Genomic DNA, 13,093 nt, shown 5'->3' on the forward strand with positions numbered 1-13,093 from the left:
ATGGAACATATCAAATTTACTTTTCCGGCAACTCACTCGTTGTCTCAATCAGTACAAGTTGGCGTGGTTGCTTCAGGCGATCTAGAAGCCTTGTATCAACCAACCGACAGTCAGCAACTTGAAGTCGCGATTATCACCTCGCAAGAGAACAGTACCATGCTTTGGCGCCACCTCTTCGAGCGGATCAGCGCCGCGACTGATTTACCAGCAGGCAAGCTGACAATACATGATTCAGGCGCCACACCTGGCGTTGCACGGTTACGTATAGAGCAAACATTTGAGGAGGCTAAAGGTGAATAAACGTCAAAGTTTTATCGAACTTAGTGCTCGCGCACGTGCTCGTTTACTACTTGATGAAGGTAGTTTTCGCGAGCTGTTAGGGCCGTTTGATCAGATCGAATCACCTTGGTTAGAACCGCAAGGAATCACCCCCCAGTCAGATGACGGCATGGTGATTGCTAAAGGGACAATCAATGGCAAACCCACCGTCATTGCCGCGATTGAAGGCAACTTTCAAGGTGGCAGTATGGGCGAAGTTTCTGGGGCAAAAATGGCCAGTGCCATTGAATTAGCCGCCGAAGATAACCGCCAAGGGAAAACCACTCAGGTCGTTTTGATCTTAGAAACGGGCGGCGTTCGCCTGCAAGAAGCCAACTTAGGTTTAGCAGCCATTGCCGATATTCACGCAGCGATTGTGGATGCACGTCGTTATGTTCCTGTCATCGGTGTGATTGCAGGAACCGTAGGCTGCTTTGGCGGGATGTCAATTGCAGCTGGGCTTTGCTCAAAACTGATTGTCACTCGTGAAGCACGCCTTGGACTCAACGGGCCACAGGTGATCGAACAAGAAGCGGGTATTAGCGAATATGATTCCCGTGATCGTCCCTTTATCTGGAGTATGACAGGGGGTGATGTTCGCGCTCATACAGGCTTTGCTGACAAGTTTGTTACTGACTCGCAAGCGGAAATTATCAGCGCAGTAAATACCTTTATTGACGAAGGTCTACCGACTTCGAATCGCTCGGATCGCTACAGTGACTATCTGAATAAATTTGCTCAATACGATGGCCAGCAGATCGATGGGCAAAGCGTTAAAGCGCTATTTCAACAGGAGGAATGCTAATGACTACGCAATCAACTCGCGGCGCTCTGTGGTTTGAAAAGCTCACTGACGGTCAGCCATGCAATCGCGATTTTTGTCCTTCAGTACAGGTCGCTGACATCTTGCTGGGCGAACAAACAACCCGCTTTATCGCAGTTGTTGCCGATGCGAACAATAAATTTCCACGCGCTGTAGGCGGTCAAGTTGGTATTCTTGAAGGATGGAATCTAGCCAAAGCCGTCACAGAAGCGATCCAAGCCGATGCTGACAAAGCAGAAAAACGTGCGATTGTGGCTATTATCGATGTCCCTAGCCAAGCTTATGGTCGCCGTGAAGAAGGGTTTGCCATTCACCAATCGCTGGCCGGTGCTGCAGGCGCCTATGCAAAAGCACGCCTTGCTGGACACCCAGTTATTGGCCTGATTGTTGGTAAAGCGATGTCAGGTGCCTTTTTGGCCCATGGTTATCAAGCTAATCGACTGATTGCACTCAAAGACAATTTTGTTGAAGTGCACGCAATGGGTAAAGAGTCCGCTGCGCGAATCACATTACGAAGTGTTGAATCATTGGAAAAATTGGCAGCAACCATTCCACCAATGGCCTATGACATTAAAAATTATGCCAGTTTAGGGCTGTTAGATGAGTTGCTTGAAGTGAGTCATCCAGATCAACCTAGTGACCAAGATTTAACCACCATCCGCAATAGTTTAGTCACTCAGATCAAAGACGCTCGTCTAGCTGGGCCTTCACTGGCTAACCGGCTGGGGGCTGACAATCGGCGCTCATCAAGCACCGTCCGTGAGCTGATGCGCCAGCAATGGTCTGACTAATTTTAACAAAACAACAATAACTATTGGATGTCAGTATTGCTGACATCCCCATACTTTGATGAGTAACTATTTATGACTTATGTAATTATTCATGCCTTAACACCTATTTTTGTCATTATGCTACTAGGTTTTTGGGCAGGTAAAGCCAAAATGGTCGACAACAAAAATGTCTCCCTACTGAACATTTTTGTGATGGACTTCGCGTTACCAGCGGCACTGTTCAGCGCCACAGCTAGAACGCCATGGTCAGGTATTGTCGATCAATGGTCATTGATCGTGGTATTAACCCTATCTATGTGGATAGCCTATGGCGCTATTTACCTGATATCAACTAAAGTATTTAAAAAGTCAGCTCAAGATTCAGCGGTCCTGACCTTAACGGTCGCACTGCCTAACTTCGCTGCGCTAGGCCTGCCTATTTTAGGTAGCGTATTTGGTAGCAGTTCGAGTACATCGCTGGCCGTTGCGGTATCAATTGCGTGTGGCTCAGTACTGATGACGCCATTTTGCTTACTTATCCTAGAACGCGAAAAATCACGCGCAGCCGGGACAATTCAAGGCAACGGTCTGTCATTACTGCCTGTGTTAATGTGGCGTTCACTGAAAAAACCCATTGTACTTGGCCCATTATTAGGAGTGATCCTTTCAGCAATCGGTATCCATGTTCCCGCATTGGTCTTACATGCGATTAAACCGATGGGAATTGCCGCAACAGGTGCTGCATTATTCTTAACCGGTGTGATTCTATCCGCACGTACGCTGAAAATTAATAAAACGGTCATTGTGGCTTGTCTCACTAAAAACTTGATCCAACCGTTTATCGCTTGGGGATTGATTATCGCCTTTGGTATCTCACCATCAGTTGCTGTAACAGCTATCTTAATGATCGCGCTTTCAGCAGGCTTTTTTGGTGTCGTATTTGGCAACCGCTTTGGGGTGCAATCACCTGATGCTGAAGCCACGCTGCTGTTAAGCTCTGCGCTATCAATCATCACCTTGCCACTGTTTATTTCGATGACATCTGGCATGATCCACTAAGCGTTCGTTTCACCCACCACAAACAAGCCTAATGAATAGCTTGTTTGTGGTGTATAAAATGACTGGATAAGGACTCTCACATGCCCCGCTACGCGCCCCATGATCTTGTTTGGATTGAATCAGCAGATGCCTTAAGCTTTGACTCAAACTTACCGCAATGGGTCAGGCAAGCTTGGCAGTGTGATAAACCACTGGTGATCCGCCGCGATATAAACCCAACAGGGAAAATAGCCGCAGGGATCCGAGGCAAGCTACGCAGTCAACGCTACGCTTGTTGGATTGACACCGATGCCATTATTGATGTCCTTTCCCCAGAAACACTCATTGAGCAACGATACTGGCAACGCTATGAATGGAATGATGTGCCCGTTATAGAGAGCTTAATTGCGCTGAGCACAATGCATTGGCCGCTCCCTTGGGGGGTTACCGGAAGCTGTGCTTACTCACTGGCAAGTCATGAAATGGTAATGCGTGCTGAAAGTGATTTAGACCTTCGCATTGTTACCCCAACCGAGCCTGATTTAAGCCAATTTAGCGAGCTTTTAGCATTGATTAAGACGCTGAAGGTACGCGTTGATATTCAACTAGAAACGCCAGCTGGCGGCGTCGCACTCAATGAATGGATCAAACGAGCCAATCAATTATTGGTCAAAAGCGCCCATGGTCCATTTTTATCGCCCAATCCATGGACCACACATCCTCAGGAGGCACAATGAAGGTTCTCTTTACTTTTCCAGGTCAAGGGCCGCAATATCCAGGCATGTTGCATCAACTTCCAGAAGCAACAGAAACCCAAGCATTATTGGCACACGCCAGTAAAGTGCTGGGAGAGGATGTACTTCGCTTAGATAACGAGCAAGCGCTCGCATCAACCCGCGCCGTACAGCTGTGCCTACTTATCAGCGGAGTCGCTTATAGTCAGCAATTACGTAACGCCGACATTATCCCAGATATGAGTTGTGGATTATCAATTGGCGCTTTTGCCGCGGCGGTAGTTTGCGGCGCATTAGATTTTGATGATGCACTACGCCTTGTCGCCAAGCGCGGCGAACTCATGCAACACGCTTATCCAAGTGGATATGGTTTAACCGCCATCAAAGGATTATTTCAACCCCAAGTCGAACACATTGTGGCTGATATCCAGCAGCAAGGTTTGCCTCTTTATCTGGCCAATATCAATGGGGAACAGCAACTTGTGGTCGCAGGTCGTGAAGATGCCATGCAGCTCGCCATAGAGCAAGCTTCTTTGCAGGGCGGAGGCGGTCAGCAGCTAGCGGTTAGTGTGCCCTCACATTGTGAACTACTCAAGCAACCCGCTAAGGAATTATTTGCACTCATCGAGCAAGTCAGCTTTAAGCGTCCATATTGTGCTTACCTCAGTGGCAGCAGCGGACGAGTCCTTTGGCAACCGCAGGCTATCGCCGATGATTTAGCGTTTAATATGGCCCGCCAAGTAAAATGGTATGATGCGATGGTCAGCGCCTATCAACGTGATGTTCGCTTGGCCATTGAATGCCCGCCAGGTTCAGTTCTCACTCGCTTAACCAAACCACTAATGCCCGCAGGCGAAGCGCTATCTATGTCACAAACCGCTCTGGAAACGATTCAAATGCTGGTGCAGCGAACCCTTCAATCACGCTGATCGAGTTCTTCTCGGCGACGGGCGTACATCCGCCCTTCCGCCACGAGGGCCAGTAGATAAGGGTCGAGTTCTTGATTATGGGCAAACACTAAGGCAATGGTTTGACGCATTTGATAGGCTGGCGCAAGTTCTAAGATTTTAACCGAATCGCGATATGCATGGGTTAGCCGGCCAGGAAGCAACGTATAGCCAACACCTGCCTGCACAAGATTCACCATCGAAAAGATATCGTTGACTCGGGTGGCTATTTTGGGCTTAAAGCCGGCAATTTTAAACGCTTCTTGAAAACCATTGTAGGTGGCAAAACCTTCGTTCAAGGAAACAAAACTCTCATGTTCAAGTTCACATAAGTCAACGGCTCGGCGATCATTTAAAGTGCTAGTCTTCGGAGCAGCCAAATAGATCTTATCTTGGAACAACGGCAAAATTTCAAATTGATGAGGATCGACCACCGTATCACTCACAGATATTAAAATAGCATTGAGCTTTTGATGTTCCAACTGATGGAGTAGATCACTATTGGAGCCCATCGTTAAATCGACTTCTAGATCAGAACGACGTAATTTGAGCCCCATTAATAGCCGTGGCACCGTATCTAGCGTGAGCGAATAAAGTGTTCCGATGCGGATCCGCCCCTGCCCAACTCCGGCTAACTGGCGCGTTTCATCAATCCCTTGGCGCATTTGATTGAGCACAATTTGCGCATGCTCAGCTAATCGATAAGCTTGAGGCAATGGCACCAAATTGCGGCCTTTATGCGTAAACAATGGACAACGCATCCCCTCTTCCAGTGAATGCAATGCGCGGTGAACGCTGACGTTACTTAGTCCCAGTTCTGCGGCGGCTCGTCCTATGGTTTCTTGTTCCATATAGCAGAGAAAGATCTCCAACTTACGAAAGGTAATTTCCGCATCGATCATCACGCATCCTTATTTGAGTGAAGCGGTGTTCTAAAAATATTCTAAGCTGCAGCAATGCGAGCTGATATAGAGGCAATTGTTACCAACTGATGGCCCTTGGACCGGCCGTTATTGTACATGAATAACCACCAAGCAAGTGTGCTTGACATCATCATTTTCTACCGCTTTCGCTAAAATGAGCGCTTAGCGTCGCCTAACCAATAACGCTGAGAAACGGTTATCTATGACACTAAAGCTGCCCTGTAACGCCAAATACAATCAATGGAATAGCGAACAATTAAGACAATTGCAGGGTGATTCCCATTTTAAAATAGGGGATCGTGGATTTATAAAATGGCTCGCTTTGAACAGTTAGGCCAAAACGCTGATAGAATTCGCAAGCAGAGGCTCTAGCATCACACCAAAAATAATCAATCGATTGCTGGCGCAGAGCCATCATAATATGGCCCAATAATGCGGAACCAATCCCTTGGCGCTGATAGGTTGCAAGCGTTGCAAATTTACGCAGCCTAGCGCTATCTCCATCGATAAAAACCGACGCGACACTCACCAACTGTTGCTCGATATACACGCCCCAATGACAACCGCGCTCATCATCATCCAATTTGCAGGCATCACAACTGAGCTGTGGCCACAACACTTGCTGGCGAATCGCCAATGTCTGTTCACTACGAATCGGTTGAATGTCCATCGTCTCCTCCTTGTCCCATTCAATTAGCGCGGACACGTTCAGAAAAACGCATCAATAATATAGTGTTCAAATCGCTGAGTTATACGCCATTGAAAGCTGCAAAAAATCGTCGCTTAAAACTCATAATCTCGCTCTACTTTAGCGATGCGGGTTTTAAATGAACGATACCAACGCTCACGCCCCAGTTGCTGCGCACCTAGATGCTCCGCATTCATTTTCCACTGCTTAATCGATTCGAGATCGCTCCAATAAGAAACCGTGATACCGATTTGTTCGCGAGCTGACTCAATGCCAAGAAATCCAGGTTGCATTTTGGCAAGCTCCGCCATGCGCACAGCCATCTCATCATAGCCACTCGAATCATCGCTACGTAGTGATGTAAAAATCACCGCGTAATAAGGCGGTTTAAGCGTATTTGCAATTGATGTCATCAACGATCCTTAAAACAAAAGTAGACACAATACCAAGCTCATTTTTAATCGCAATCAGCTTGGTATTGACCGAGCATATAACCAAACACTTGTTTATTGAATGTAGCAATAAAAGCGCTACTATTTGGATACCCGACCCGCCCACCTTGACTCAACAAATTTAAAGCGTGCAATAATCTAACAAGAAGACGCCACTGTCCAAATCGTATACCTGTTTGCTGTAAAAATTGCGGCTGAGGAGGCGTGAACGCATAGCAAATTGGCTCCCCCTCTAGCTTTGATATAAAAACAGGCTGATAAACTCGTTTTAGGTAAAGAAGAAGCACCCTATGGCCTGCCATCAACCGCTTCATGGTTGCCTTGAACCCATCAAAGCAACTCTTTTAGCATAAAGCCAATAGTGCTATATTCTTGCTCGAACATAACTGGCACACTCAAGTCATGTCGATATCACGGGGCACATCAGTCGATCAGAATTATCTCGGATCAACTGAGCGATCATTCCAATCGATATGATAATAAAGCAGCGTTATTCTTAGCCATTTAGTTTGCATTGAGCACGGTAATATACCGCAAACTGGAAGGCCACCAACTAGCAGCGATCATACAACATAACGACTTGGTGCATCACGCCAGTCCCTCTGATGGATATTTTATGAAACATAACTTTACCCGCATCTGTATTGCTGGCGCCGGTGCTATCGGCTGTACGCTAGCTGCTCGCTTAGCCACCACGGGGCTCATTCCGAATATACTGGCTCGCGGTGACACGTTAACCGCCCTCAAAACACAAGGCATTGAGCTGACTGATCTCGACGGCTACCACCATGCAACCGTTCATGCCAGTGACAATCCACAACAACTCGGCCCTCAAGAGCTGATCTTTATTTGTACTAAAGCTCCGGCACTTGCGGATATTCTAGAAACACTGCAACCGATGATCACCACCGATACCATTGTGATCCCCCTCGTGAACGGGGTTCCATGGTGGTACTTTCATGGTCTAGAACATGGCGATGAGATCACATTAACTAGCGTCGACCCCGATCAGCGCATCGAGCGATTATTGCCCGCATCGCAAGTGATTGGGGCGGTCACATTCATGACAGCACATACTCAGGCGCCAGCCAAAGTCCAGTCGACCAATCCGCACCTGCTTACGGTCGGTGAACTAAACCATCAGAGCAGCGAGCGATTACTCCGTGTACGCCAGCTTATTGAGGATGCGGGTATCGAAGCACGCGCCAGCGATCATATCCGCGATCCGTTATGGACGAAGATCATCGCTAACTTAACATCAAACCCGCTATCAATCATTAGTGGCGCGTCACTGTCACAAATTTATTCATCCACACAGCTGGCCCCACTCACGCGACAAATTCTCAATGAGACACTACTCGTCGCAGCCGCTTACAGCGCGCGCATACCGTTTGATCCACCGACATTTATGCAAATGGGTGCTGAAATGGGTGAATTTAAAACCTCGATGCTACAAGACTACCAAGCTGGCCGGCCGTTGGAACTTGCCACCATTGGCGATGCAGTCGTCGAACTGGCGCAGCGAGTCGGTCTGGATATGCCCATTACTCGTCACACCCTGGGCCTTGCTCATTTTATGGATGAGCAAAACCGTGCATCATCGATGTGAAAATGAAGCCGCCGTGAATGGCTGACATGGGTCTGTTTTGCCATTGATAATGGTGGCTCACATAGCTTGGGCCCGTCCCTGATGCAATAAAAATACACAGCGAAACTGGCAAAGGGTTTGATGTGTTTCCATCAGCGTATGCCCGTGAGTACAATCCGATAACAAAAGCGCAACAGATATCTTCGCTTCAATCGTTCGGTGTTGTAGCAGTTGTGCCACCTGCTGCATATCTGAACGATTCGACTGCATTAAGACAAATTGAAAGTTGCTTTGCTGATTTTACGCAGCCATGACCAGCGCAGTGGGATAGTCACCAGAACCACGCCACAGAGCATCAGCGCCCCGCCTAATGCGGCGCTGCAGCCAAAGGGTTCATGGTAGAACCAAACACCACCGAGCACACCGAATATTGGAACAAGCAGCATCAACGGCGAGACCACCGACAGCGGGTAGCGCACTAGCATATGGTTCCACACCCAGTAGCCGAACAAAGTGGTCGGATAGGCCTGAAATAAAACCGCCAACAGGGAATTCAGCGGAGGATGAGTGACCAGTGAAACGAAAGGCGCCCCGCCAAAGATCAGCCAGGTTAGCCCTATCAGGGGTAGCGGTGCCATCGCCATTCCCCACAAACTAAATGCAAAAACATTAGCTGGTGCAGCTCGCTTGACCAGGCAACTGGCGACTGCCCAACTGAGTGTTGAGATCAGTAGTAGCAGACAACCCAGTAATGCCGGCGGGTGATCGGGCAGCCCCACCAGTACAATCACACCCACAATTGCCATTGTAATGCCCAGCCATTGGTAACGACTGAGTGTTTCGCGAAACAGCCACAATCCGGCTAGAGTGGTAAACACTACACTGAGCTGCTCAATCATGGAGGTCAGCCCCGGATCTAAAGCCATACTCATAGCCCATGATGCCATCCCCCAGACTCCGACGCCGAAACTAAACCCATACCCCAACAGATAGCGCCAGGAAACGGCAGGTCGGGGTATAAAAACCAATAGTGGTAGTGTTGCAAAAGAGAAACGAAGCGCCGTCATCAGTAGCGGATTGATACCAGTGACAGCTAACTTAATGGCTGAAAAATTAAACCCCCAAATAACCATAACCAATAAAGTCAGTAGTTGATGGCGTCGTTGCATAGATTACACCTTAAATAGTACTACAAAATGATTTGCTCAGTGTGGGTGGCAACGCTAAAAGATAACAGTTACAATTTTTAAAATATTTAAAGGGTACAGTGGAAATATATGCTCTATCGACAATTAGCTGAACACTTTATGGGTGCTATCGAGGCTGGGCAGTTGCCAGCCTATGGCCGGATGCCATCGCTGCGTCAGGTGGTTCGTCAACATCAGGTCAGTATGACGACTGCGCTGAAATGTTTTGAGTATCTGGAACAACACAGTTGGATCGAATCTAAACCTCAATCAGGATATTTTGTGCTGGATGTTTGCCAGCGGGATAGCCCAGAATTGAGTTACTTTCAAGGGCAACCTAGGCTGGCAGATAGTGTTCTTCAGCCACCCACGATTGCAGATGGGCCATTGGGTTATGCCCGGCTGGGGCCCGACCCTATATTAGCCAAACAATTGGGACAAGCACTGAACCGGGCCCATCAACGCCTGCAGGGACAGCTGAATCAGTATCCAAGAGCTCAAGGAGAGTTATTCTTGCGCCAAGCATTGGCGACGCATTTTGCGGAGCAAGGGTTGATCAGTCAGCCGGATGACTGGCTGATAACCCATGGTGCGATGGATGCCGTGCGCCGGGCGTTGAATATCTGTACTCACAAGGGTGATGCCGTGGCTATCAGCTCTCCTTGTTATAACGGACTATTGCAGTTACTCGCGCAGATGGGACGCCAGGTGGTTGAGATCCCATCAATGAGCGATGGAGTTGATTTGTCGCAACTGGAGGCACTGATGAAACAGGGACAGATCCAGGCAGCACTCTTTTGTACCAGTCATATGAACCCTCAAGGGGTGTCTATGAGCGCTTCGCAAAAGCAGCAACTAGCGATGCTGGCCAACCGTTATCAGATCCCGGTGATTGAAGATGATGTCTATCTGGAACTGAGCCATAGCGGTGTTAATCCTCTACCTGCCAAATACTATGATACTGGCGGCTATTTGATCTGGTGTGGTGCAGTCTCTAAAACGTTAGGAGCAGCCTATCGGCTTGGTTGGTGCATACCTAGTCGTTACCTTCGCGCTATGCTAACCGATACGCAAAGTGGCTGTTTTGGCGTAGCAACACCCATTCAGCATGCCGTAGCAGATTATCTGGACAGCGGTTTGTATCGCCGTTATCTCAAACGAGTCAACCAACAGCTACGTAGCCAATGTTCAGACTATCGCCATCGTTTGGCACAAGCACTACCAGCTGCTGCTCGAATCAGTCAGCCACAAGGTGGATTGGTACTATGGGTGCAACTGCCAGATATTGATACCACCATGTTAGTCGCCGACGGCGAAAAGCCAGCTTTGGATATTCAGGTCGGCGCTCAGTTTACCACCCGCGAGCTCTATGGTGATTGCTTGCGGATTAATTTCGGTTATCCACTGCTGCCAGAGAGCGAAGCAGAGCATTCGCTACAGCGATTATTGGAGCAGCTTGCCGGATGACGATGACGTCGACGCTTCTTTACAAAAATCGTCTTTATCTTTTCAGTCTATTCGTTATAGAACATATAATGCATAACACGAGCGTATTGGCCCCTATTTAAAAAGGAAGCGCATGGATTTCCCGATTCAGGTCTTATTAGTTGATGATGATGAAGATCTCCGTGATCTGTTGCGGCAGTTTTTTCATCAGCATGGCATCGATTTTTCGGTATTACATGATGCGAATCATCTGCGCCAGCGCATTGACCGAGAACGCCCCTCGATTATTGTTTTGGATCTGATGTTGCCGGGGGTCGATGGTCTGAGCGCTTTGAAAATATTACGTGCACAGGGGGAGAACATTCCAGTGATTTTGTTAACTGCGCGAGATGAGCCAATTGACCGGATCATGGGCCTAGAAGCGGGTGCCGATGATTACATGGGCAAGCCTTATATGCCTCAGGAGCTATTGGCTCGTATTCATGCAGTGTTAAGGCGTCATCATCAACAACGGGAATTTGGTCAGCCCCAGATCACATTCGGTCCTTTTGTCCTAGATTGTCAGCAAAAGTCCCTTTTTATGGGAGAACGGCTTATTAAATTGCCGACGAGTGAATATCGCATCCTGGAAGTGCTGGCAAAAAATCTCAATCAGAATGTTTCTCGGAAAACGCTGATTGACGAAATCTATGGGCAGTATGCTGATATTACCGAGCGGGGAATCGATGTCCCTATCTGGCGACTTCGACAAGTTATTGAGCCAGAACCGTCAGCACCGATTTATCTGCAAACCGTGCGTAGTATCGGTTATATCCTGCAAGATCACCCCTTATGAGACATTTGTTTCGCCAGTTAAACTCATTACTGGGGCGTTCAGCATTGCTGATGATTACCTTGGTTGCGCTCGTACAACTTACAATTATTATATTAGTCTATAAGCGCCTGGGGCAACATGGTAGTCAGCGGGATGCGCAGTTTGTACAGGTTGCATTTCAGATTGCGGCGATACCAGCTGAGCGAAGCACTTTAAGTCAGTACGGAATTACCTACATTGCCCCGAGCTCAGCGCTGTTAACGCGCTGTCCCAATCACTGTCAGCCGCGTCACTGGCCATTCGAAAATTTACTCAGTAAACAGTTAGGACCTGACTATTTGTTGGTGCTAGATAAACGTTCGGGAAACGCTTGGGTCAAAAACCGTCGACTAGGTTTCTGGTTGTATGCATCTGACCTTGGTATTCCAGAGGAGAATTTTGATACATCCTTGATTGTTATTTTGTTACTAGCGATAGTGGCGAGTTTATTGTTGTATTGGCAGCTACGTCGTCCTATTCGTAAGTTGTCACACGCTGCCAGTCTGTTTCGTCAGAATGGTCAGCCCAGCCATTTGCAGCCATCTGGCCCTCAGGAGCTGTCGGCCCTTATGCAGCAGTTCAATGAGATGACAGAGAACCTGCATCAGCTTGAGCAAGAACGAGCGATTATGCTGGCGGGAATGGCTCATGATCTTCGTTCGCCAGTGACCCGGATGCAGGTGCGTGCCAATCTGCTTAATGATGAGTCGTTAAAAGCTGGTTTTTTGAAAGATTGTGTCGCTTTATCCAGGCTAATTCGCCAGTTTATCGATTTTTCGAAAACGCCGGAGCATTCAGCACCGGTTCCGGTTAATTTGCTTTGCCAGCAGTTGTCTCAGCGCTATAGGGAATCGATGGAATTAAGTTTAGATTTGCAAAGCGATGAAACGGTTTGTTTGCCTGAACAAGAACTTGAACGCATTTTAATTAATCTAATCGATAATGCATTGTACTACGGAGTACAGCCGATTATTTTGCAGACTCAGGTTACTGCAGATCGGTTAGTGATCAAAGTCATCGATCATGGTCATGGAATGAGTCCAGAGCAGTGGTCCACAGGCGTGAAACCATTTGTTCGTTTGGATAAATCCCGCGGTGGTGCTCACAGTGGTTTAGGATTGGCTATCGTTCAGCGACTGGTTCATTACCTACAAGGTGAGATCCAAGCCAGCCGCCAACCGGACCATTTTGAGATCCAACTGACATTTCCTCTTTAATCAAGATAGATTGAACGATTATCAAGAGCCTTTATAGGAAGAAGTAGCCTTACGGCTAGTAAGGTGTGTAATAGTTCACTAAGCCTAAGAATAACCAGGTTAACTATAG

General features: G+C 47.8%; 15 protein-coding genes. 10 read left to right on the plus strand and 5 right to left on the minus strand.

The window, feature by feature from the left end; translation table 11 throughout:
- From mdcC to mdcH, 6 genes are all read left to right on the plus strand, one after another.
- Window positions 1–300: a malonate decarboxylase acyl carrier protein gene (gene mdcC / locus ABUE30_RS06030; RefSeq protein WP_408622812.1), complete on the plus strand. Its 300-nt coding sequence runs from the start codon at window positions 1–3 to the stop codon at window positions 298–300.
- Window positions 293–1,123 carry a biotin-independent malonate decarboxylase subunit beta gene (locus ABUE30_RS06035; RefSeq protein ID WP_408622813.1) on the plus strand — a complete coding sequence of 277 codons (831 nt, stop codon included), beginning with the start codon at window positions 293–295 and terminating at the stop codon, window positions 1,121–1,123. The genes mdcC and ABUE30_RS06035 overlap by 8 nt, the downstream gene beginning before the upstream one ends.
- Window positions 1,123–1,932: a biotin-independent malonate decarboxylase subunit gamma gene (mdcE, locus tag ABUE30_RS06040; protein WP_408622814.1), complete on the plus strand. Its 810-nt coding sequence runs from the start codon at window positions 1,123–1,125 to the stop codon at window positions 1,930–1,932. The genes ABUE30_RS06035 and mdcE overlap by 1 nt, the downstream gene beginning before the upstream one ends.
- Before the next feature lie 72 nt (window positions 1,933–2,004).
- Window positions 2,005–2,970 (plus strand): AEC family transporter, encoded by a 966-nt coding sequence (locus ABUE30_RS06045; protein WP_408622815.1) that lies wholly within the window; start codon window positions 2,005–2,007, stop codon window positions 2,968–2,970.
- A gap of 80 nt (window positions 2,971–3,050) precedes the next feature.
- The gene (locus tag ABUE30_RS06050; protein ID WP_408622816.1) at window positions 3,051–3,686 is read left to right on the plus strand and encodes a malonate decarboxylase holo-ACP synthase; all 636 of its coding nucleotides are present in this window, start codon (window positions 3,051–3,053) and stop codon (window positions 3,684–3,686) included.
- A complete protein-coding gene (gene mdcH / locus ABUE30_RS06055; protein WP_408622817.1) occupies window positions 3,683–4,612 on the plus strand; it encodes a malonate decarboxylase subunit epsilon in 930 nt (309 codons plus the stop codon). Before ABUE30_RS06050 ends, mdcH begins: the two co-directional genes overlap by 4 nt.
- On the opposite strand, the gene ABUE30_RS06060 is transcribed toward mdcH, so the two are convergent.
- The 3 genes from ABUE30_RS06060 to ABUE30_RS06070 form a co-directional block, all read right to left on the minus strand.
- Complete coding sequence (locus ABUE30_RS06060) at window positions 4,600–5,532, minus strand: LysR family transcriptional regulator (RefSeq protein WP_408622818.1); 933 nt, start codon at window positions 5,530–5,532, stop codon at window positions 4,600–4,602. The genes mdcH and ABUE30_RS06060 overlap by 13 nt on opposite strands.
- 277 nt (window positions 5,533–5,809) lie before the next feature.
- Window positions 5,810–6,223, minus strand: coding sequence for a GNAT family N-acetyltransferase (locus tag ABUE30_RS06065; RefSeq protein WP_408622819.1), 414 nt, complete (start codon window positions 6,221–6,223; stop codon window positions 5,810–5,812).
- Between the two features lie 113 nt (window positions 6,224–6,336).
- Window positions 6,337–6,654 carry an antibiotic biosynthesis monooxygenase family protein gene (locus tag ABUE30_RS06070; protein WP_408622820.1) on the minus strand — a complete coding sequence of 106 codons (318 nt, stop codon included), beginning with the start codon at window positions 6,652–6,654 and terminating at the stop codon, window positions 6,337–6,339.
- Between the two features lie 655 nt (window positions 6,655–7,309).
- On the opposite strand from ABUE30_RS06070, the gene ABUE30_RS06075 reads away from it, so the two are divergent.
- A complete protein-coding gene (locus tag ABUE30_RS06075; RefSeq protein ID WP_408622821.1) occupies window positions 7,310–8,302 on the plus strand; it encodes a ketopantoate reductase family protein in 993 nt (330 codons plus the stop codon).
- 57 nt (window positions 8,303–8,359) lie between these two features.
- Here ABUE30_RS06075 and ABUE30_RS06080 read toward each other — a convergent pair whose 3' ends face one another.
- Window positions 8,360–8,551: a hypothetical protein gene (locus ABUE30_RS06080; protein ID WP_408622822.1), complete on the minus strand. Its 192-nt coding sequence runs from the start codon at window positions 8,549–8,551 to the stop codon at window positions 8,360–8,362.
- Entirely contained in the window at window positions 8,551–9,450 is a 900-nt protein-coding gene (locus ABUE30_RS06085) for an EamA family transporter (RefSeq protein ID WP_408622823.1), read from the minus strand. Before ABUE30_RS06085 ends, ABUE30_RS06080 begins: the two co-directional genes overlap by 1 nt.
- 108 nt (window positions 9,451–9,558) lie before the next feature.
- On the opposite strand from ABUE30_RS06085, the gene ABUE30_RS06090 reads away from it, so the two are divergent.
- The 3 genes from ABUE30_RS06090 (at window position 9,559) to ABUE30_RS06100 (ending at window position 12,984) form a co-directional block, all read left to right on the plus strand.
- Window positions 9,559–10,935 carry an aminotransferase-like domain-containing protein gene (locus tag ABUE30_RS06090; RefSeq protein ID WP_408622824.1) on the plus strand — a complete coding sequence of 459 codons (1,377 nt, stop codon included), beginning with the start codon at window positions 9,559–9,561 and terminating at the stop codon, window positions 10,933–10,935.
- Window positions 10,936–11,047: 112 nt separating this feature from the next.
- Complete coding sequence (locus tag ABUE30_RS06095) at window positions 11,048–11,749, plus strand: response regulator (RefSeq protein ID WP_408622825.1); 702 nt, start codon at window positions 11,048–11,050, stop codon at window positions 11,747–11,749.
- Complete coding sequence (locus ABUE30_RS06100; RefSeq protein WP_408622826.1) at window positions 11,746–12,984, plus strand: ATP-binding protein; 1,239 nt, start codon at window positions 11,746–11,748, stop codon at window positions 12,982–12,984. Before ABUE30_RS06095 ends, ABUE30_RS06100 begins: the two co-directional genes overlap by 4 nt.
- The last annotated feature ends 109 nt before the right edge of the window (window positions 12,985–13,093 follow it).

The sequence above is a fragment of the Celerinatantimonas yamalensis genome (assembly GCF_046054155.1).
Classification (GTDB): domain Bacteria; phylum Pseudomonadota; class Gammaproteobacteria; order Enterobacterales; family Celerinatantimonadaceae; genus Celerinatantimonas; species Celerinatantimonas yamalensis.